We start from the raw sequence: 19,333 nt of genomic DNA, 5'->3' as shown, positions 1-19,333 counted from the left end.
TTGCGCGCGCGGGCGATCCCGGGCAACCCTGACGCGGCGCGGCAAGCCAGGAGGAACGGCCAATGCATCCCGACTCGCGCGGAGCCGGATCGAGGCCGCTCGACCGGCGGGGCGTCTTTTCCTGGATGCTGTTCGACTGGGCGAACCAGCCCTTCTACACGCTGATCCTGACCTTCATCTTCGCGCCCTATTTCACCTCGCAGGTCGTCGGCGATCCCGTGGCCGGGCAGTCGCTCTGGGGCGCGGCGACCGCCGTCGCCGGGCTCATGGTCGCGGTCCTGTCGCCGCCGCTCGGCGCCATCGCCGACCGGACCGGGGGGCGCAAGGCCTGGGCCCTCGCCTTCTCCCTGCCCTATGTGACCGGCTGCCTCGGGCTCTGGCTCGCCACCCCCGGCATGGGGGCGGTCTGGCCGGTGCTGCTCGCCTTCGGCCTCGCCTATCTCGGATCGGAACTGACGATCCTCTACACCAACGCGATGCTGCCCGACCTCGGGCCGAGGGAGGAGATCGGGCGGATCTCGGGTTCCGGCTGGGCGCTCGGCTATGTCGGAGGGCTCGTCTCGCTCATCCTCGTGCTGACCCTGCTCGCCCCCGCGCCCGGGAGCGGGCGGACGCTGATCGGCATCGCGCCCGTTCTCGGCCTCGACCCCGCGCTCGGGGAACCGGCGCGGGCGACGGGGCCGCTCTCCGCCCTCTGGTACGTGATCTTCGTGATCCCGCTCTTTCTCTGGAGCCCCGACGCGCCGCGCTCGGGCACGGCCCTCGGCGCGGCGGCGCGGGCGGGCCTGCGTGATCTCGGCGGGGCGCTCCGCATGCTGACGCGCGAGCGGAGCCTCGGCTTCTATCTGCTCGCCTCGATGATCTATCGCGACGCGCTCGCGGCGCTCTTCATCTTCGGCGGCGTCTACGCGGCGGGCGTGCTCGGCTGGGGCACGTTCGAACTTGGCGTCTTCGGCGTCGTCTCCGCGGGAACCGGCGCGCTCGGCGCGTGGCTCGGCGGACGGGCCGACCGCGCGCTGGGACCGATGCCCGTGATCGCGACCTCCGCGACGCTGCTCATCCTCGTCTGCCTCCTGGTGCTCGCGACCACCCGGAGCTCGGTCCTCGGCCTCGCGGTCGCGCCGGAGGCACGCCTGCCCGATCTGGTCTTCCTCGCCGCGGGCGGCCTCCTCGGCGCGGCGGCGGGCGCGTTGCAGGCCGCCTCGCGCACGATGCTCGTGCATCAGGCGGAGGGGCGGATGGGGACCGGCCAGGCCTTCGGGCTCTACGCGCTCGCGGGCAAGGCGACCGCCTTCATCGGCCCCGCGGCGGTGGCGGCGACGACGGCGGCGACCGGCTCGCAACGGCTCGGCGTGGCGCCGATCGTGGGGCTGTTCGCAATCGCCCTCGTTCTGCTATCCTGCGTGAGGACGGGAACCGAGCAGCCGAGGACCTCCGCCACATGATCCGCCGCCTGGGCGTCGCCGTGCTCTGCCTCGCCGCCTGCGCGGGCGCCCCCGCCCTCGCCCAGACCGCGAAGCAACTCTTCGCCCCGATCACGCGCCCGAGCACCGGCCCCGCCGCCGCGATCGGCGGCAATTCGAAGGGCTGCCTCGCCGGCGGCGACCAGCTGCCCGAGAACGGGCCGGGCTGGCAGGCGATGCGGCTTTCGCGCAATCACCACTGGGGGACGCCCGATCTCGTCGCCTTCGTCGAACGGCTGAGCGTCGATGCGACCCGGATCGGCTGGAAGGGCATCTATGTCGGCGACATGTCGCAGCCCCGGGGCGGCCCCGTCGCGGGCCATGCCTCGCACCAGACCGGGCTCGACGTCGACATCTGGCTCAACCCGCCGGCCCGGCTCGACCTGTCGCGGAGGGAACGGGAGCGGGTCTCGGCGATGAATGTCCGCACGCGCGACCAGCGCGGGCTGAACGCCAACTGGACGCCCTCGCATGAGGCCCTGCTGCGGCTCGCGGCCAGCGATCCCGCGGTCGACCGGATCTTCATCACGCCGCCGGCCAAGCTCGCGATGTGCGCGCATGCTCCGGCCGGGGACCGTGCCTGGCTGCGCAAGATCCGCCCCTGGTGGGGTCATAACGATCATTTTCACGTGCGCCTGAGGTGCCCGAAGGCGGAGCGGACTTGCATTCCCACGGTCGCTCTGCCACCCGGGGATGGTTGCGCCGAGGCGGTGTGGTGGGTCACCGACGCGCTGAAGCCCCCCGATCCCAACGCGCCGAAGCCCAAACCCGCCCCGCCGACGCGGATGGCGGATCTGCCACCGCGCTGCGCCGAGGTATTGAGTTCCCGATGAAGTTCCTGCTTGCCCTGCTCCTCCTCGCCCCGGGCATCGCCTCGGCGGCGCTGGCCGAACCGCGCCTGATCGAGACGTCACGCCTCGTCTGGAGCGAAAAACCGTCCAATTTCGGCGGTCTTTCCGGGGTCGAGATCCTGGACGGCGGCGAGAAGCTGCTCGCCATCGGCGACAGGGGCATCTGGGTGCGGGCCGATCTCGACCGGAACCGGAGGGGGAACATGACGGGCGCGCGCATGACCGGCCTCGGCGCGCTCCATGCGATCGACGGGCGGCAGTTGCGGGGGCCCAACAAGGACGCCGAGGGGCTGACGCTCGACGCCCAGGGCCGCGCCTATGTCTCCTTCGAGGGCTTCCACCGCGTCCGCCGCTACGACGACATCAACGGCCCCGCCAAGGCCGTTCCGCATTATTCCGAGTTCGACACGCTCATCGACAATTTCTCGCTCGAATCGGTCGCGGTGGGGCCGGACGGCACGCTCTATGCGATTCCCGAACGCACCCGCATCGTCGAGAAGACGGTGCCGGTCTACCGCTTCCGGGGGGGCAAATGGGACAAGGAGCTGTTCATCCCGCGCGGCGAGAGTTTTCTCGAGGTCGACGCCGATTTCGGACCCGACGGCCGATTCTACGTGCTCGAGCGCAAGTTCAAGTGGCTGGGCGGCTTCGCGACCCGGCTGCGCAGCTTCGCCCTCGGACCCGACGGCTTCACGGACGAGAAGACGCTCCTGAAGACGCGATTCGGCGAGATGGACAACATGGAGGGGATCTCGGTCTGGCGGGATCCCAAGGGCCGGACGCGCATCACGCTGATATCCGACGACAATTTCTTCCCGCTGCAGCGGACCTATCTGATCGAGTACATCCTCGACGACACGGCCAGACAGGCAAAGGGCGGCTGAGCCTCACGCCCGCCGCCCCTCATCGGTTCGACATCCGGGCCACGCGGGCCCGGGGCAGGATCACTTGATCTTGCCTTCCTTGTATTCGACATGCTTGCGCGCGACGGGGTCGTACTTCCGCGCCGTCATCTTCTCGGTCATCGTGCGCGAGTTCTTCTTCGTCACGTAGAAATGCCCGGTGTCGGCCGTGGAGTTCAGCCGGATCTTGATCGTGGTGGGCTTCGCCATTTCTGTTCCCTTTCCGCGGTCAGCCCGCGCATAACCCAATTGGCCCGCGCTCTCGGGAGCCGGAATCTCGGGGCGTCAAATGCCGCTTCCGCGTCCGGAAGTCAAGCGCGCAGCAGGTGAAAATGCGAGCCGGCATCGGTGTGGTTGAACCAGGGCACCGGCCGCTCGACCTCGGGATCGGCATGGCGCGCGGCGATCTCGGCGAGCACGATCTCGGTGATGAAAGGCAGGTCGAGCGCCCGCGCCGCGTCGAGATCGAGCCAGCTCAGGAAGCCGAGCTCGCCGCCCGCGCCGGAGAAATCGTCCGCCGCCCCCGCGAGATCGCCGGCGTCCGCGAGGAAGAAGCGCGCGTCGAAGCGGCGGGGCCGTCCCGGCGGCGTGATCGCGCGGAAGAAGAAGCGCAGCGCCTCGGTGCGCGGCCTCGCCCCGTCCGGCTCGCCGAGCCAGAGGCCGGTCTCCTCCAGCAGTTCCCGGATCGCGGCGTGCCGCAGCGCGCGGGCGAGAGGCGGAGCGGTGTCGATTAGCAGGCGCGGATCGCTCTCGGGCAGCCCCTCGCGTTGCCCCGCCGCGTAATCCTCGGGATCGACGGCGCCGCCGGGAAAGACGAACTTGTCCGGCATGAAGACGGCGCCGGAACTGCGCTGGCCCATCAGGATCTCCGGCCCGTGCGCGGTCTGGCGGGTGAGCACGATCGTCGCCGCGTGCCGGATCGGCGGCGGCGCGGCCCCGGCGGCGGCGCTCATTGCCCCGCGCAGCGGGCGGGCGCGGGCCGCGGCGGTTCCGGCGCCTCGCCGAAGCCGTGCATCCGCTTCGCCCACTGGATCCCGACGAAACAGCCCTTGATCCTGGGCAGCAGGTAGAGCGAGAGCGCGACGAAGACGATCGAGAAGCCCACCGCCATCTGCCAGCCCGGCGGGCGGAGGAGGTCGAAGACGATGAGCATCAGCGGCGCCATGATATGGCCCGCGATCATGATCGTCGCCCAGGCGGGGCCGTCGTCGGCGCGCTGGTGGCTGAGGTCGGTGTGGCATTCCGGGCATTCCGGCCGCACGTCGAGATAGCCGAAGAAGAGGCGGCCCTCGCCGCAGGCGGGGCAACGGCGCGACCAGCCGCGGAAAAGGGCGGAGCGGAGGTCCCGTTCGGGAAGCGCGGAGCGATTCTGTGCCATCGCCGCACTATAGCCGCGCGCCGCGCGCCGCGCCAATGCCGCGCCTTGCGACCATTGGCCCCCGCTCGCGGCCCGATCCCGAATGCGTGAGGCGGCGACGGACTCGAGCGGCCGCGCCGTCTATCGGGGCATCGGAACAACGACAGGCACGAAGGAGCCCGATCATGTTCAACCATCGACGCGCACTGGCCGCCGCCGCCCTGGCCGGGGGGATCGCCCTGACGGGCGCCGCGCTGGCGCAGACCGGGGCGGGCGACACGCCCCCGCCTCCGCCCGGTCCCGCAGCGGCGCAGGGCATGCCCCTGGATCCCGTCGGCGGCCCCGGGCCCAGGGGTCCGCGCATGGGATCGCACCCGGGAGCGGGCGGGCCGAGGATCGACTTCGCCGCGATCGACGCGAATGGCGACGGCGCGCTGAGCCGCGAGGAACTGGAGACCCGCGCGACCGGCCGGCTGTCGGCGGCGGACACGAACGGCGACGGCGCGCTCGACCGGGACGAACTCGTCGCCGCGCTGCCCGGGCCCCGCGACCAGATCCTGATGATCTTCGCCCCCGATCCGGCGGCGGAGCGCGCGGATCGGCTCCTCGCCTTCATGGGCGCGACCGACGCGGGCAGGATCGGGATCGAGGCGCTCGCCGACCGGCAGGTCAATGCCATCACCGCGGCGCTCGATACCGACCACGACGGCGCGATCAGCCAGGCCGAGGCGACGGCGAAGCCGGCGCACGCGCGCGGGTCGCGCGGGCACGGCGACGCCGGCGGGCATCGGCGCGACGACCGCGGTTGAGGGTTTCCGCGCGGATGTCGCGGCACTAAGGGTGGGATCCGCGGAGATGCGATCCGCTCTCCGGAAAGGCCGAGACACGCGCGGTACCATGATGGCCCTCGACGGCGAAACCGAGACCTCCGACGCCGCGCTGCTCGCCCGCTACGCGGCGGGCGAGCAGGCGGCCGCGCGGGCGCTGACCTTCCGGCACGCGCCGAGGGTGCTGGCGCTCGCGCGGCGCATGCTCGGGGATCCGGCGGAGGCCGAGGACGTCGCGCAGGAGACGCTGCTCAGGATGTGGAAGATCGCGCCCGAGTGGCGCGAGGAGGCGCGGCTCTCGACCTGGCTCTACCGGGTGGCGAGCAACCTCTGCGTGGACCGGCTGCGCCGGCGCCGCGAACAGGGTATCGACGGCGCCGCCGAGATCGCCGACGGCGCCGCCACCGCCCAGGAGGGCCTCGAGGCGCGGGACCGCGCCGGGGCGCTGCGCGCCGCGCTGGCCCGGCTGCCGGACCGGCAGAGGGCGGCGATCGTGCTGCGCCATTTCGAGGAACGCCCGAATCCCGAGATCGCGGAGATCCTCGGGCTGAGCGTCGAGGCGGTGGAGAGCCTGCTCGCCCGCGGGCGCAGGGCGCTCGCCGAGCGGCTGTCGCCGCGGCGGAGCGAGCTCGGCTTCGCCGATGACTGAGGGGGAACGCGACATGACCGAAGGAAAGACCGATCCGGGCGCGGCCACCCCGCGGGACCCGGCCGACCTGCTCGAAACCTACTTCAACGCCGAGCGGCGGGCGGAGGAACCGCCGTCCGCCGCCTTCCTCTCGGCCGTGCTCGCCGACGCGGCCGAGGTCGCCGCCGCCCGGGCCGAGGTGGCCGCCCCGGTTTCGCGGCCCGGCGCCGGAAGCCTCTGGCGCGCGCTCCCGGCGCTGCTCGGCGGCTGGCGCGGCGGCGCGGCGCTGACCGCCTGCGCGCTCGCGGGCTTCCTGATCGGCGCCTCGGGATACAGCGGGCTTTCGACCGACCTCGGCGGCGCGGCGGAGACCACCGCCAGCGCGTCGGACGGGGTGAGCGGCTTTTACGACCTCGCCGCGCTGGACCAGTAGGAAACAGGCATGGCCGACAGAACCCAACCGCCGACGAAGACGCTCCCCCGCCCCTGGCGCTGGGCGTTCATCGGCTCGCTCTGCCTGAACCTCGCGCTCGCGGGCCTGATCGCCGGCGCGCTCCTCAAGGGACCGCCGTCAACGCCGCCGCCCGGTCTCTGGGGCTACGGCCGCGCGCTGCCGGAACCCTATCGCCACGACCTTTCCCAGGCGCTGCGCGACAGCCGGCGCGACTGGATGGGCCCGCGCGAGGAACTGCGCGGCCAGCGCCGCGCGCTCGCCGAGGCGCTGACCGCGAAACCCTACGATCCGGCCGCGGTGGAGGAGGTCGTCACGCGGGAGCCCCGCCTCATGGACGCGCTCGCCCAGCGCGGGAGCCGGCTGCTGCTCGACCAGATCGGCAGGATGTCGCCCGAGGACCGCGCCGCCTTCGCCGAGGCGCTGCGCCGCAAGCCGAAAGGGCCGGACAGGGACGAGCGCCACGCGCCGCGGGAGGGCGCGGACTGAGATCAGGCCGCCCGGGCGAAGAAGCTCACGCGGTTGCGGCCACCTTCCTTGGACAGATAGAGCGCGCTGTCGGCGCGCTTGATGATCGCCTCGGCGTCGCCGTCGCCGGCGCCCGCCACCGCGACGCCGATGCTCACCGTCACGTCGACCTCGCCCGCCCCGCCCGGCAGCCGGACCGGCGCGTCCTCGATCGCGCGGCGGATGCGCTCCGCCGCGTGCCCGGCGGCGCCCGCGTCGACGTCGGGCATCGCCACGAAGAACTCCTCGCCCCCGAAGCGCGCGACGAGATCGACGCCCCGGATGTTCTCCTGGAGCCGGCGCGAGAACTCGCGCAGCACCGCGTCGCCGGCGTCGTGGCCGAAGCGGTCGTTGATCGACTTGAACTTGTCGAGATCGATCATCATCACCGCGAAGACCCCGCCGGTCTCCCGCGCGCGCTCCATGACGCGGATCATGTGCTGGCTCGCGTAGCGGCGGTTGTAGATCCCGGTCAGCGGATCGATCACCGCGAGTTTCAGCCCGTTGCGCACGTTGGAACGCAGCCGGTCGGAATAGCGCTTGCGGCGAAGCTGCGAGCGGATCCGCGCGATGAGCTCGTTCACGTCGAACGGCGCCTCGATATAGTCGCTCGCCCCGAGGTCGAGCCCCTTCGCCGCCGTCCCGACATCGCCGTTCTCGACGACGAGGATCACGGCCGACTGCCGCGTCTCCGGCCGCGCGCGCAGCGCCGAGACGAGGCGCAGCCCGTCGCCGCCCTCCATCAGCGTCTGATGAACGATGAAACAGTCTGGCAGCTCCAGCCGCGAGAGGTTCAGCGCCTCCCGCTCCGAACTGGTCACGATGGTGCCGATCGAGAGCCGCGCGCCGAGTTCCGCCGCGAGCTGGCCGCCCCTCCCGGCATCGGGCGGCGCGATCAGGATCGGCCCGCTCGGCTCGGCCTCGATGTCCTGGTCCGGCATGACCTCGGCGAGGCCGAGCTCGCGCGAGGTCAGATCGCGCAGCCGCAGCTCGTCGAACATCATCTTCATCCGCATCAGGCTGCGGACACGGGCGAAGAGCGCGAGATCGTTGAAGGGTTTCGACAGGAAATCGTCCGCGCCGGCCTCGAGCCCCCGGATCCGTTCCTCGGCGGTGTCGAGCGCGGTGACCATGATGACCGGAATATGCGCGGTCTCCGGATCGGCCTTCAGCCGGGCGCAGACGGCGAACCCGTCCATCCCGGGCATCATCACGTCGAGCATCACCATGTCCGGCTGTTCCGACCGCGCGAGATCGAGCGCCTTCGGCCCGTCCTCGGCGACGACGACGTCGTAATAGGCCGAGGAGAGTTTCGCGCGCAGAAGAAGCCGGTTGGTGGCGACATCATCGACGACGAGGACCCGACCCGACATCCGCTTTCCCCTTCCGGGCCGGTCTCGGCCAGCCCCGCGCTTCCTGAGGCCGACCCTATTGCCGAAGACGTTAATGAATGGTTTAGCGGTCGCGCCGGAGGGTCCGGAGGAGACGGAGATGGGGCGCGACGGCGCGATCGACCTGGCGCGGAGCGCGCTGATCTGGCTCGCGGGAGAGCCCGAGGCGCTCGGCGCCTTCCTGGGCGCGAGCGGCCTCGACCCCGCCGCGCTCCGCGCCCGGGTGGAGGATCCGGAATTCCTCGGCTTCGTGCTCGACTTCCTGCTCGGCGACGAGGCGATGCTGCTCGCCTTCTGCGGACAGACGGGCACGGCGCCCGCCGCGCCCGCGCGGGCCCGCGCGCTGCTGCCTGGCGGCGATCTTCCGAACTGGACCTGACGGGCCTTTCGCCGCTCCCCGCCGGGCGCTAAGAGGGCGCGGGTGGGGATTCCACCGGAGGAGAGGACCATGCGCGACCAGGTCAGGGGTCTCGTCTTCGACAAGGACGGGACGCTCTTCGATTTCAACGCCACCTGGTCGGCCTGGTGCCACGGCTTCATCCTCGGCCTCGCGGAAGGCGATCCGGCGCGGGCGGAGGCGCTCGCGGAGCGGCTCGGCTACGAGCTCGAGAAGCGCCGCTTCCTGAAGACGAGCCCCGTGATCGCGGGCACGATGGAATTCGTCGTGCAGGCGGCGCTCGGCGTGCGGCCGGAGTTCGGCGAGGCGCGCCTGCGGCGCCATATCGTCGCCTCGACCTCGGCCGCGCCCCAGGTCGAGGCCGCGCCGCTCATCGCCCTGCTCGACCGGCTGCGCGCGGGCGGGCTGGTGCTCGGCGTCGCGACCAACGATTCGGAGGCGCCCGCGCGCGTGCATCTCGAGCGCGCCGGCGTGATCGACCGCTTCGCCTTCATCGCGGGCTATGACAGCGGCCACGGCGCGAAGCCCACACCCGGCATGCTCCTCGCCTTCTCGGCCGCGACCGGGATCCCGCCCGAAGCCTGCGCGATGATCGGGGACAGCGTCCACGATCTCGCGAGCGGACGCGCCGCCGGGATGACGACGATCGGAGTCCTGACCGGTCCCGCCAGCGCCGAGGACCTCGCTCCCCACGCCGACGCGGTGCTGCCCGACATCGGCGCCCTGCCCGCCTGGCTCGGCCTCGCGGAGTGACGCGGAGCCGCGGCCACGCTGCGAGCATCACGCGGGCGCGATGAACCAGGGCGGTGGCACGGCGCGCCAGCGGCGGAACGCCTTGCCTTCCTCCGCCGACGCGCCGCTACCCACCGCCGTTGCCACGCCCGGCTTGGCGATGGGTCGGTATGGGCCCGGCGCGGGCGGCGCTTCCGCCACACCCGGGTCCCTGACCACCTTCTAGCCCAGGCATCCCTACCGACGCCATGGGTCATCCGTGTGTGTCGCGGCGCGCACGATCCGCGCAATTCTCCGTGCGTTCCGCCCGTCCCCGGCCAGGGCCTCTTGACGCGTACCGCCGGCCGCGTGACACCGGATACCGAGGAGGCGTCCCCGCGGGGTCGCCTCGGCGAGGGCCTCGGCTTCGCCGGCGGAGCCCGGCCAGGCGATCATCGCGGGCGCGTGGCGCGAGCAGTCGGCGTCCCCGGGGCGAAATCCAGGGCACGCGACAGGGAGAGCATCACCGGATGGCGGGACGAGCGGCGATCGGGATTCTGGCGGACCTTCTCCGCGTCTGGCGGCTGAGCCGCGCGGAAAGGCGGATCGAGCGGACCTGCGCGGCGCTGGTCCGGGCCCGGGCCGATCTCCGCCGCGCCCAGGACCGGTACGGCGCGCTCCTGCGGGAGGAGAGCGGCGCCCCCGGGCGGGACGAGAGCACCGCCCACCCCCGCGCCCTGTCCAACGCTTACGAGACCCGCGACCGCGACGGCCGCCGCGCCGGGGTGGAAGGCTGACCAGCGCGCGACGGCCCGCGCCTTCGAAACGGAGAATTTTTGGAGCGGCATGAATGATCGGAGTGGCTCTGGCGAAGACGCCGCGCGTGCTGGGCGCGGTCGCGCTGGCCAACCGAACGGCGCTTGGCCTGGGCAGTGACGGGCAAACTGACCGCGGATCTTGCGCTCCCGGAGCGGCGCCGGTCTCTCGCGGCGCGTGACCTCGCGCGCCGGGGCGGTTAACTGGTGGCGCGCCCCGCCCCCGGGGCGGCCAGAACCGAGAGCGCGCCCATGTCGAACTTCGTCTATGTCCTGAACGGCCCGAACCTGAACCTGCTCGGCAAGCGGCAGCCGGAGATCTACGGGCACGAGACCCTCGCCGATGTCGAGCGCGACTGCGGCGCGCTCGGGGACGAGCTCGGGCTCCGGGTCCGGTTCCTCCAGTCCAACTGGGAGGGCCAGATCATCGACTGGATCCACGAGGCGCGGGAGGAGGCGAGCGGGATCGTGATCAATCCCGGCGCCTTCACCCATACCTCGGTCGCGATCCTCGACGCGCTGAACGCGTTCGAGGGCACGGTGATCGAGGTGCATATCTCGAACGTGCACAGGCGCGAGAGCTTCCGCCATCATTCCTACATCTCGCTGCGCGCCGACGGGATCATCGTCGGCTGCGGAACGCTCGGCTATCAGCTCGGGCTCCGGCGAATCGCGGCGATGGCGCCGTAGGGCGGACATCTGTCCGCCGCCGCCACCCGCCCGCGCCGTAGGGCGGACATCTGTCCGCCGCCCCCCTCACCCGTCGAGCAGGAAGTTCCGCCGGCGGGGCGCCTCGTCGGCGAGCGCCTCGGCCTCCTCCTTCAGCGCCACGCCCGAGAGGCCGCGGCGGCGGGCCTCGGTCATCAGGTAGAGGAGCTTGTGCGCCGCAGCCGCGTGGCTCAGCCCCTCGGCGCGGACGTTGGAGACGCAGTTGCGCGCCTCGTCGGTCAGGCCGGGGCGCGGATGGGCGGTCAGGTAGAGCCCGAGGCTGTCGGGCGAGGAAAGCCCCGGCCGCTCGCCGATCAGGACCACGACCATCGAGGCCCCGAGCGCCGCGCCGATCTCGTCCCCGATCGCGACGCGGGCCTGGGTGACGATGGCGAGCGGACCGATGCGCCAGCCCGCGGCGCGCAGCGCCGGGACCATCACCTCGAGGAACGGCGCCGCGTTCGCCGTGATCGCGAGCGCGGAGAGCCCGTCGCCGATGACGAAGACCACCTCGGGCGCCTCCGCCGGCCTCTCCCGTCCGGCGAGGATGGCCCGGGAGGCATCGTCGAGCCGGCGCCCCCTGTCCGGGCGCTGGAGATATTCCGCCCGGCTCTCCGCCGCGCTCGCGAGGGTCAGCGTTTCGAGGCCGAGCGGTTCGAGACGCGCGGCGAGACCGGCCAGGTCGAGGCTGGCGTGGACGGCGGTCCGCGCCCGGGCATGGGCGAGCTGGAAGTCGAGACGCGGCCGGGTCGGCAGGCTGGCGCCCGCCCGCCCGAGCGCGATCCGCGCGGGGGTAAGGGCGCCGAGCGCCGCCCAGGGGTCGCGGCCGGTCGAGGGGGGCTTGTCGCTCATGCGATCCTCCCGAGCGCCCTGGCGAAGGGCGCGGGCAGGCCCGCGCCGGGCAGCGGGCGGCCATCGGGGCCGAAGATGCCGGTTTCCCTCAGCCAGTGCTCGAACTCGGGCGCCGGGCGCAGCCCCAGAACCTCGCGCAGATAGAGCGCGTCGTGGAACGAGGTGGTCTGGTAGTTCAGCATCACGTCGTCCGAGCCGGGGATCCCCATGATGAAGGTGACCCCGGCGACGCCGAGCAGGGTCAGGAGCCGGTCCATGTCGTTCTGGTCGGCCTCGGCGTGGTTGGTGTAGCAGATGTCGCAGCCCATCGGCAGGCCGAGCAGCTTGCCGCAGAAATGGTCCTCGAGCCCGGCGCGGATGATCTGCCGGCCGTCGTAGAGATATTCCGGGCCGATGAAACCCACGACCGTGTTGACGAGGAGCGGCCGGAACCGCCGCGCCACCGCGTAGGCCCGCGCCTCCAGCGTCTGCTGGTCGACGCCGTGGTGCGCGTTCGCGGACAGCGCGCTGCCCTGCCCGGTCTCGAAATACATCACGTTGTCGCCGAGCGTCCCGCGACCGAGGCCGAGGCCCGCCGCCTGCCCTTCCGCGAGCGTGGCGAGATCGACGCCGAAGCTCCGGTTCGCGGCCTCGGTCCCGGCGATGGACTGGAAGACGAGATCGACCGGCACGCCCCGGTTGATGAGTTCGATCGAGGTGGTGACATGGGTCAGCACGCAGGATTGCGTCGGGATCCCGTAGCGCCGGATCACCTCGTCGAGCATCCGGACCAGCGTCTCCACCGCCGCGGGGCTGTCGGTCGCCGGATTGATCCCGATCACCGCGTCGCCGCCGCCGTACATGAGCCCGTCGAGGATGCTCGCCGCGATGCCGGCGGGGTCGTCGGTCGGGTGGTTGGGCTGGAGCCGGGTCGAGAACCGGCCGGGAAGCCCGATCGTGCCGCGGAAGCGCGTCACCACCGCGCATTTGCGCGCGATCAGGATCAGGTCCTGGTCGCGGCAGATCTTCGAGACGGCGGCGACCATCTCGGGCGTGAGCCCTGGGGCCAGCACCCCGAGCGTCGCCGCGTCGGCGGAATCCGAAAGCAGCCAGTCGCGGAAGCCGCCCACGGTCAGATGCGCGACGGGCGCGAAGGCGCGCGCGTCATGGGTGTCCAGGATGAGCCGCGTCACCTCGTCGCTCTCGTAGGGCACGACCGCGTCCCGAAGGAAGGTCGAGAGCGGCAGATCCGCGAGCGCCATCTGCGCGGCGACCCGTTCGGTCTCGTCGCCCGCCGCGATGCCCGCGAGGTGGTCGCCGGAGCGTTCGGGGCTCGCCTTCGCCATCAGCTCGGCCAGCGAGCCGAAGCGGTAGGTCTCGTTCGCGATCACATGCGCGTATGTCGGCATCCGTGCCCCTCCCCCGGGCGCGCGTCGGGCCGCCCCCCTCTCGGTGGAAACAGGCACAGACTAACCCGGTTCAGGCCCCGGATGTCACCCTCCGGGCGCGGCGCAGGTCGCGGACGAGGCGCGCGGCGTCGAAACCGGCGGTGTCCGGGCCGTAGATCGCCGCGTCGAGCCGGTCGAGCGCCGCCGCGCGCCGCGCCGGGTCGCGCGCCTCCTCCGGTGTCAGGTAGTCCTCCGCCGCGCGGCGGAGCGCGAGGAGATCGCCCGAGCGCGCCGCGCGGCGGAGCCGGAGGAGCGGCGCGGGCGACCAGTGCCGGAGCGCCCGCTCCCACCAGCCCGCGCGCCTCTCGACCGCGCCCGCCGAGAGCGCGAGCCCCGCGAGCAGCCCGAGCCCGAGCGCGCCGAGATAGGCGAGCCGCGCGCCCGCGCCCATCTCCCCGCCCGGCACCTGGGAGGCCTTGAAGCTCGCATAGCCGATCGGGAGCGCGGGGATCTCCACCGCCTCGACCCTGCGCGTCAGCGTGTTGAAATAGGGGATCGGGATCGGCGCGATCACGCCCGGCTCGCCGGTCTCGGGCCGGAACTGCCAGCGCCAGATCGCGGTGGAGGCGAGCCCCCAGCGGCCGCGCTCCAGCTTCGTCTCCACCGGCGCGGCGAAGGAGATGAGCCAGGGCTCCTGGATCACCGGGCGCGGCGGCAGCATCTCCGGCAGCGCGCCCTCGGCGCGGAAGGTCACGGTGCGCGTCACCGTCTCGCCGTCGGCGAGCTTCGCCGGATCGGTCGAGAGCGCGTCGGTGATCGTCACCTTCGAGGCGGCGAAGCGCCAGCCCCAGGGCTTCTCGAACGGCGGGTCGTCGGGCATCGGCGCCACCGCCAGCGTGACCGGCTGGGCGCGCAGCGTGATCTCCTCGCGCCGGGAGCCTTCGCCGATCACGGTCAGGTGGTGGTTGACCGGTCCGAACGTGTCCTGTCCGCCGGTCTTCGGGAAGATCGCGAGCCGCCGCTCGACCACGCGGCGGGTGACGCCGCCGATGCGCTCGTCGTGCCAGTCGTCGGGGGCGAGCTGGATCCAGTCGAAGCCCTGGCTCGGGGCGATCTCCATCTTCTCGAGCGCGATCTCGGTGTCGTAGACGCCCCGGATCGTCAGCGGCACCATCTCGCCCGCGATGACCGGCGTCGCGGCGGGCGCGGCGATCAGCGTCAGCGACTTGCCCTCCTCCGCCCGGGCGGCGGTGGCGCATAGCAATGCCAGCGGGAGGAATCCTCTCACCATCGCACGCCATCCTCCTGCGGCGGCACGAGGCCGAGGGCGACGCGGCGCGCGTGTTCGTCGGCGAGGCGGAGCCGCAGGAACTCGCCCGGATCGTCCGGCAGCGTGGCGAGCCAGGCGTCGTCGGCGACGCGGCGGCCCTCGTCGATCGGGCGCATCACGGCGGAGAAGCGGCCGCCGGGCGGATCGGTCGGCCGCGCGGCCATGCGGCCGGTCCTGTCGCCCTCGCCGATCACAGGCGGCACCAGCGCCGCGACGACCTCGCGGTTGTCGCGCGCCTCGGAATCGGCGGGATTGGCGAAGAGCACCGCGTCGAAATAGGCTGTGGCGAGCGCGTAGTTCCCGATCGCGGCGAGGCCGAGGCCGCGGTTGTAGGTCGCGACCCGGCCCGCCTCGGCGAAGGCGCGGTCGGCGCGCGCGTAGTCGCCCGCCCTGTAGAGCGCGACGCCGCGCGCCGAAGGGTCGGCGAGCAGGCGGGCCGCGATCCCCGGCAGGCCGGCCGCGTAGGCGAGCCGGCCCCAGGCGTCGCGCCCGGGCAGTGCCATCGCCGCGAGCGCGACGGCGAGCAGCAGCGCGGAGCGGGAGGCGATCCGGCTCATCGTCCCGGCTCCCGCGTGGGCCGGAAGAACGCGAGCGCGAGCGGCAGCGCGAGCAGCAGGAGCCAGCGGCCGAGATCCTCGAAGACCTCCGGCGCCTCGGCCTCCCGCGCGAGCTGGCGCGTGCGCGCCGCGGCGATCGCGGCGACGAGCGGCGCGGGATCGCGCGCCGGCCAGGCCGCGCCGCCGCCCGCTCGGGCGATGGCGGCGAGGCCCCCGGGATCGGGCGGGGGCGCGTCCGGGTCCGCCGCGCCCCGGTCGAGCGTCAGGCCCCAGACGCGGGCGCCGCGTTCCGCGAGCACGCCGGCCCGCCGCTCCGCCTCCGGGCTCGCGCCGCCGCCGTCGGAGATCATCACCACGTCGGTGCCGCCCGCCCCGGGCATCCCGGGGGCGGCGAAGAGCTTCGCGGCTTCGCTGAGCGCGATGTCGGGCCGGCTGCCCCCGACCGGCATCGTTCTCGCGTCGAGCACCGCGACCAGGCTCTGCAGCGTCGCCGGATCACTGGTCGGGGCCGAGGCGAGGAAGGCGTCGGCGGCGTAGAGGAGGATCCCGATCGGCCGGCCGCCGCCATGGGCGAGCAGCCAGGCGGCGGCGGCCTGCGCGTCGGCGAGATCGCCGCCCTCGGTCACCGAGGGCGAGAGGTCGATCATCAGCACCAGCGGATCCTGTCGCTCGAAGGCCGCGCCATGGGTCCGGAGCCGCGCCGGGCCGCTCAGCGCCAGCGCGACGAGTCCGGCGAGGGCGAAGGGCAGCAGCGCCGGCCAGCGCCGTCCCGGCGCGCCGACGTCGCCGCGCGCGCGGAGGAAGGCGATCAGCTCGGGCGCGACGATCGCCTCCCACCCGCCCGCCGCGCGCCGCCGCCAGGCGAGCGCGGCGAGGGCCACGAGCGGAACGAGCGCGAGAAGCCACCAGGGCCGGAGCAGGATCAGCGTCATGCCGGGCTCTCCGCGCGGAACCCCCGGCGGAGGCGGGGCAGCCGGAGGAGCGGCAGCGCGCCGAGCGCCGCCGCGGCGAGAAGCGCGAGCGCCGCCGGCCAGGGCCAGAGCGGCCGGGGCACGAGGACTGGCGGGCGGCCGGAGGGATTGGGCTCGATCCGGTCGAGATCGGCGGCCATCGCGACCAGATCCGCCGTGCCCCGGACGCGGTAGCCCTTGCCGCCCGAGGCCTCGGCGATGGCGCGGAGCGTGGCGGTGTCGACCGCCTCGCGGTCCGAAGGCTGGCTCTCCAGGTCGGCGGGGCCGAGCGCGATCGTGTGGATCCGGACGCCGTGCTCGGCGGCGAGCCGCGCGACGCCGGTCGCGTCGAGCCGGTTCGCGGTGTCGCGGCCGTCGGAGAGCAGCACGATGACTCGCGCGCGTCCGTCCGCGGCGATGATCCGCTTCAGCGCGAGGCCGAGCCCCTCCGCGATCGCGGTGGAACGGCCGGTGACGCCGACGCCCGCCTCCTCGATCGCGCGGCCGACGGCGGCGAGATCCCAGGTGAGGGGCGCGGCGACATAGGCGCGGTCGCCGAAGAGGACGAGGCCGATCCGGTCCCCCGGCCGCTCGGTCACGAAGCGCCCGGCGACGCGCTTCACCGCGTCGAGGCGCGAGACCGGCGCGCCGTCGAGGTCGAAATCCTCGGTCAGCATGCTGCCCGACATGTCCAGCGCGAGCATGATGTCGCGCCCGGTCGCGCGGGTGTCGCGCGTCGGCTCGAGCCGGACCGGGCCCGCGAGCGCGAGGACGAGGCCGATCCAGGCGAGCCAGGCGAGGCCCCGGCGAGGGCCGCGCCAGCGCCGCGCCGCTTGGACCGGCGCGGCCTCCGCCGCGATCCCCTCGGGCAGGCGCAGCGCGCCCTCCGCCGGATCGCGCGGCGGCAGCAGCCGGAGCGCGAGGAAGGGCAGCGGCAGGAGGAGCAGGAAGAAGGGGGCGGCGAGGTCATACATGCGCGGTCCTCCGCGCCTCGGGCGCCGCCTGCGCGAAGGCGGCGGCGAGCGCGGGCTCGAGCGTTCGCGGATCGAGCGGCGCGGGTGTCGGGCGGTAGAGGCGGGCCGCCACCGCCTCGGGCGGCGGCGCGCCGAGATGGCCGAACAGACGCGCGGCGGCCAGCGGGCGCGCCGTGTCCGGCAGCGCCGCGAGGCGTGCGAGCAGATCCGCCGGCCGGGGCGCACGCCGCCGCGCGCGCAGGACCGGGCGGGCGAGGGCGAAGAGGGCGAGCGCGATCAGGAGGCCGAGGCCGAAGGCCGCGACGAGGGCGCCGGGGCCGAGCGACGCCGTGCCCTCCGGCAGCCGCGGACCATGCAGCGCGGCGACGACCTCCGCGGGCGTCACGCGGCCACCCCGGCGACCCGGTCGGTCGGCACCTCCTCCGCCGCGATTCCCATGTCGGCGAGCCGGCGCAGTTCCGCCGCGCGCGCCGCCGGCAGGCGGCCGAAGGCGCCGAGCGCCGCGCCCCTGCCCGCGAGATAGGGCAGCTCGCCCCCCGGTGGCGCCGCCTCGAACGGGTCGAGCGGCAAGAGCACCCGGAGCGGGCCGCGTCGGCGGATGCCGTCGAGCGCCGCCGGCAGCCCCGGCCCCGGCAGGTCGAGCGCCGAGCCGAGCAGCACCCGCGCGCCGCGCGGCGCCAGTCGGCCGGCGCGGACGAGATCGGGCGCGAGCGGGCGGACCGGATGCCCGGTGAGGGTCAGCGCGAGGGCATGGCCGCGCGCGAGGCAGCCCGCGACCTTCGCCATGCCGCGCGCCCGGGCCGTCGGCCGTTCCGAGAGCACGCCGTCGTCGGTGATCACCGCGACGCCGACCGCGCCGCCGTCGAGCACCGCCCGCCAGCCCGCGAGTGCCAGAGCCTCGGCGAGCGCCACCGAGCGCAGCCGGCGCGTGCCCCAGAGCATCGGGCGGCGGAAATCGGCGATCAGCATCAGCGCCCGGTCGCGGTCCTCGTGAAAGCCGCGCACCTGGGGCGAGCCGGTGCGCGCGGTCGCGGCGGCGTCGAGATGGCGCGGGTCGTCGCCCTCGGCGAAGGGGCGGATCTCGCGGATCTCGTGCCCCTGGCCGCGCGGCCGCGTCGCCGTCGTGCCGGGCCGGCGCGCGATCTCGGGCCGGTCGCGCCCGAGCCGCGCCGCGAGAGACCCGAGCGCGACCAGCCGCTCGGCGGTCACCTCGGTCGGAGAAGCGTCACCAGGGCCGGACATGGGTCAGAAGCCTTGCCACGATGTCGCGCGCCGAGAGCCCCTCGGAAGTGGCGCGCCAGCTCGGGATCAGGCGGTGCGCGAGCGTGTCGGTGGCGAGCGCCTCGACATCCTCGGGCAGCGCGTGGTCGCGGCCATGGATCAGCGCCCGCGCCCGCGCGGAGGCGGCGAGGGCGAGCGTGCCGCGCGGTGAGACCGCGTGTTCCACCAGTCCTTCGAGTGGTGTCCCGGCCGTCTCGCGCGTGCCGATGACGAGCCGCACGATGAAATCGCGCAGCGCCGGGGCGAGATGCACCGCCGCCGTCGCCGCGCGCGCCTCAGCCAGCGCGGCGTGGCTGAGCCGCGTCGCGGGGGGGCTCGGTTCCGCCCGCGCCTCGCCCTCGACGAGATCGAGGATCGCCCGCTCCCGCGCCGCGTCGGGAAGGGCGAGGTCGACGTGGATCAGGAACCGGTCGAGCTGCGCCTCCGGCAGCGGGAAGGTGCCCTCGTGCTCGATCGAGTTCTGGGTCGCGACGACCATGAACGGGTCGGGCAGGGCGCGCGTCACGCCGCCCGCCGTCACCTGCCCCTCCGCCATCGCCTCCAGGAGCGCCGACTGCACCTTGGGCGGCGCGCGGTTGATCTCGTCCACCAGCACGAGCGAATGGAAGATCGGCCCGGCGACGAAGTCGAAGGTCTCGCTCTGGCGGCGGAAGACCTGGGTGCCGGTGAGATCGGAGGGCATCAGGTCGGGCGTGCACTGGATCCGGGCGAAGGTGCCGTCGAGCCCGCCGGCGAGCCGCTTCACCGCGCGCGTCTTGGCGAGCCCCGGCGGCCCCTCGATCAGCACATGCCCGCGCGCGAGCAGCGCGGTCATCAGCCGTTCGACCAGTTCCTCGTGCCCGATCAGCGCGGCGCGCATCTCGGCCGCGAGGGCGGCGACCGGCTCCGCCGCGCTCACCCGCTCCGTTCCATCCACGCGCGACTCCTCCCACGGATCATTGGTGTTTTCCGCAGACTGGCAGAGGAACGGGCCGCGCGCTCTCCTACTTAAGCATTGGAGGGGACGGATCGGGG

Annotated in this window: 24 protein-coding genes; 11 read left to right on the top strand and 13 right to left on the bottom strand. The window is 73.7% G+C overall.

Features of this window, described 5'->3' with window-relative positions; all coding sequences use genetic code 11:
- The first annotated feature begins 62 nt into the window (after positions 1 to 62).
- The 3 genes from FJM51_RS12785 to FJM51_RS12775 are packed head-to-tail and all read left to right on the top strand — an operon-like array spanning position 63 to position 3,198.
- Positions 63 to 1,445 carry an MFS transporter gene (locus tag FJM51_RS12785; protein ID WP_140454536.1) on the top strand — a complete coding sequence of 461 codons (1,383 nt, stop codon included), beginning with the start codon at positions 63 to 65 and terminating at the stop codon, positions 1,443 to 1,445.
- Positions 1,442 to 2,296 (top strand): penicillin-insensitive murein endopeptidase, encoded by an 855-nt coding sequence (gene mepA / locus FJM51_RS12780; protein ID WP_140454535.1) that lies wholly within the window; start codon positions 1,442 to 1,444, stop codon positions 2,294 to 2,296. Before FJM51_RS12785 ends, mepA begins: the two co-directional genes overlap by 4 nt.
- Entirely contained in the window at positions 2,293 to 3,198 is a 906-nt protein-coding gene (locus FJM51_RS12775) for an esterase-like activity of phytase family protein (protein ID WP_140454534.1), read from the top strand. Before mepA ends, FJM51_RS12775 begins: the two co-directional genes overlap by 4 nt.
- 60 nt (positions 3,199 to 3,258) lie before the next feature.
- On the opposite strand, the gene rpmG is transcribed toward FJM51_RS12775, so the two are convergent.
- The 3 genes from rpmG to FJM51_RS12760 form a co-directional block, all read right to left on the bottom strand.
- Complete coding sequence (gene rpmG / locus FJM51_RS12770) at positions 3,259 to 3,426, bottom strand: 50S ribosomal protein L33 (RefSeq protein WP_140454533.1); 168 nt, start codon at positions 3,424 to 3,426, stop codon at positions 3,259 to 3,261.
- Positions 3,427 to 3,527: 101 nt separating this feature from the next.
- Complete coding sequence (locus FJM51_RS12765) at positions 3,528 to 4,169, bottom strand: NUDIX hydrolase (protein ID WP_140454532.1); 642 nt, start codon at positions 4,167 to 4,169, stop codon at positions 3,528 to 3,530.
- Positions 4,166 to 4,594 carry a DUF983 domain-containing protein gene (locus FJM51_RS12760; RefSeq protein WP_140454531.1) on the bottom strand — a complete coding sequence of 143 codons (429 nt, stop codon included), beginning with the start codon at positions 4,592 to 4,594 and terminating at the stop codon, positions 4,166 to 4,168. Before FJM51_RS12760 ends, FJM51_RS12765 begins: the two co-directional genes overlap by 4 nt.
- Positions 4,595 to 4,758: 164 nt before the next feature.
- Between FJM51_RS12760 and FJM51_RS12755 the strand changes: the two genes are divergently transcribed.
- The 4 genes from FJM51_RS12755 to FJM51_RS12740 are packed head-to-tail and all read left to right on the top strand — an operon-like array spanning position 4,759 to position 6,968.
- On the top strand, positions 4,759 to 5,382 hold the full coding sequence (locus tag FJM51_RS12755; protein WP_233713102.1) for an EF-hand domain-containing protein: 624 nt from the start codon (positions 4,759 to 4,761) through the stop codon (positions 5,380 to 5,382).
- Between the two features lie 46 nt (positions 5,383 to 5,428).
- Complete coding sequence (locus FJM51_RS12750) at positions 5,429 to 6,049, top strand: RNA polymerase sigma factor (protein ID WP_140454530.1); 621 nt, start codon at positions 5,429 to 5,431, stop codon at positions 6,047 to 6,049.
- 13 nt (positions 6,050 to 6,062) lie between these two features.
- Positions 6,063 to 6,461, top strand: a complete 399-nt coding sequence (locus FJM51_RS12745; RefSeq protein ID WP_140454529.1) for a hypothetical protein — start codon at positions 6,063 to 6,065, stop codon at positions 6,459 to 6,461.
- 9 nt (positions 6,462 to 6,470) lie between these two features.
- Positions 6,471 to 6,968: a periplasmic heavy metal sensor gene (locus FJM51_RS12740; protein ID WP_140454528.1), complete on the top strand. Its 498-nt coding sequence runs from the start codon at positions 6,471 to 6,473 to the stop codon at positions 6,966 to 6,968.
- A 2-nt stretch (positions 6,969 to 6,970) separates the two neighbouring features.
- Here FJM51_RS12740 and FJM51_RS12735 read toward each other — a convergent pair whose 3' ends face one another.
- Positions 6,971 to 8,359: a PleD family two-component system response regulator gene (locus FJM51_RS12735; RefSeq protein ID WP_140454527.1), complete on the bottom strand. Its 1,389-nt coding sequence runs from the start codon at positions 8,357 to 8,359 to the stop codon at positions 6,971 to 6,973.
- A gap of 73 nt (positions 8,360 to 8,432) precedes the next feature.
- On the opposite strand from FJM51_RS12735, the gene FJM51_RS12730 reads away from it, so the two are divergent.
- The 4 genes from FJM51_RS12730 to aroQ all read left to right on the top strand — a co-directional run bounded on the left by FJM51_RS12730 (position 8,433) and on the right by aroQ (position 10,990).
- Positions 8,433 to 8,756 carry a DUF3572 domain-containing protein gene (locus FJM51_RS12730; RefSeq protein ID WP_233713101.1) on the top strand — a complete coding sequence of 108 codons (324 nt, stop codon included), beginning with the start codon at positions 8,433 to 8,435 and terminating at the stop codon, positions 8,754 to 8,756.
- A 69-nt stretch (positions 8,757 to 8,825) separates the two neighbouring features.
- Positions 8,826 to 9,527, top strand: coding sequence for an HAD family hydrolase (locus FJM51_RS12725; RefSeq protein WP_140454526.1), 702 nt, complete (start codon positions 8,826 to 8,828; stop codon positions 9,525 to 9,527).
- A gap of 488 nt (positions 9,528 to 10,015) precedes the next feature.
- Entirely contained in the window at positions 10,016 to 10,282 is a 267-nt protein-coding gene (locus FJM51_RS12720) for a hypothetical protein (protein ID WP_140454525.1), read from the top strand.
- Positions 10,283 to 10,552: 270 nt separating this feature from the next.
- Complete coding sequence (gene aroQ / locus FJM51_RS12715; RefSeq protein ID WP_140454524.1) at positions 10,553 to 10,990, top strand: type II 3-dehydroquinate dehydratase; 438 nt, start codon at positions 10,553 to 10,555, stop codon at positions 10,988 to 10,990.
- Positions 10,991 to 11,056: 66 nt separating this feature from the next.
- On the opposite strand, the gene eutC is transcribed toward aroQ, so the two are convergent.
- From eutC to FJM51_RS12670, 9 genes are all read right to left on the bottom strand, one after another.
- The gene (gene eutC, locus FJM51_RS12710) at positions 11,057 to 11,860 is read right to left on the bottom strand and encodes an ethanolamine ammonia-lyase subunit EutC (RefSeq protein WP_140454523.1); all 804 of its coding nucleotides are present in this window, start codon (positions 11,858 to 11,860) and stop codon (positions 11,057 to 11,059) included.
- Entirely contained in the window at positions 11,857 to 13,248 is a 1,392-nt protein-coding gene (locus tag FJM51_RS12705) for an ethanolamine ammonia-lyase subunit EutB (RefSeq protein WP_140454522.1), read from the bottom strand. The genes eutC and FJM51_RS12705 overlap by 4 nt, the downstream gene beginning before the upstream one ends.
- Before the next feature lie 70 nt (positions 13,249 to 13,318).
- Complete coding sequence (locus FJM51_RS12700) at positions 13,319 to 14,518, bottom strand: BatD family protein (RefSeq protein WP_140454521.1); 1,200 nt, start codon at positions 14,516 to 14,518, stop codon at positions 13,319 to 13,321.
- A complete protein-coding gene (locus tag FJM51_RS12695) occupies positions 14,512 to 15,114 on the bottom strand; it encodes a tetratricopeptide repeat protein (RefSeq protein ID WP_140454520.1) in 603 nt (200 codons plus the stop codon). Before FJM51_RS12695 ends, FJM51_RS12700 begins: the two co-directional genes overlap by 7 nt.
- Positions 15,111 to 16,046 (bottom strand): VWA domain-containing protein, encoded by a 936-nt coding sequence (locus FJM51_RS12690; protein ID WP_140454519.1) that lies wholly within the window; start codon positions 16,044 to 16,046, stop codon positions 15,111 to 15,113. The genes FJM51_RS12695 and FJM51_RS12690 overlap by 4 nt, the downstream gene beginning before the upstream one ends.
- Positions 16,043 to 17,038, bottom strand: coding sequence for a VWA domain-containing protein (locus FJM51_RS12685; protein WP_140454518.1), 996 nt, complete (start codon positions 17,036 to 17,038; stop codon positions 16,043 to 16,045). Before FJM51_RS12685 ends, FJM51_RS12690 begins: the two co-directional genes overlap by 4 nt.
- Positions 17,031 to 17,423 (bottom strand): hypothetical protein, encoded by a 393-nt coding sequence (locus tag FJM51_RS12680; protein ID WP_140454517.1) that lies wholly within the window; start codon positions 17,421 to 17,423, stop codon positions 17,031 to 17,033. The genes FJM51_RS12685 and FJM51_RS12680 overlap by 8 nt, the downstream gene beginning before the upstream one ends.
- The gene (locus FJM51_RS12675; protein WP_140454516.1) at positions 17,420 to 18,280 is read right to left on the bottom strand and encodes a DUF58 domain-containing protein; all 861 of its coding nucleotides are present in this window, start codon (positions 18,278 to 18,280) and stop codon (positions 17,420 to 17,422) included. Before FJM51_RS12675 ends, FJM51_RS12680 begins: the two co-directional genes overlap by 4 nt.
- The gene (locus FJM51_RS12670) at positions 18,264 to 19,178 is read right to left on the bottom strand and encodes an AAA family ATPase (RefSeq protein WP_140454550.1); all 915 of its coding nucleotides are present in this window, start codon (positions 19,176 to 19,178) and stop codon (positions 18,264 to 18,266) included. Before FJM51_RS12670 ends, FJM51_RS12675 begins: the two co-directional genes overlap by 17 nt.
- Positions 19,179 to 19,333 lie beyond the last annotated feature (155 nt).

Origin of the sequence: Amaricoccus solimangrovi, from assembly GCF_006385685.1 — a bacterium.
Taxonomy (GTDB): Bacteria; Pseudomonadota; Alphaproteobacteria; order Rhodobacterales; family Rhodobacteraceae; genus Amaricoccus; species Amaricoccus solimangrovi.
The sequence above is the reverse complement of the archived record's forward strand: the minus strand, read 5'-3'. Positions and strand labels throughout refer to the sequence as shown.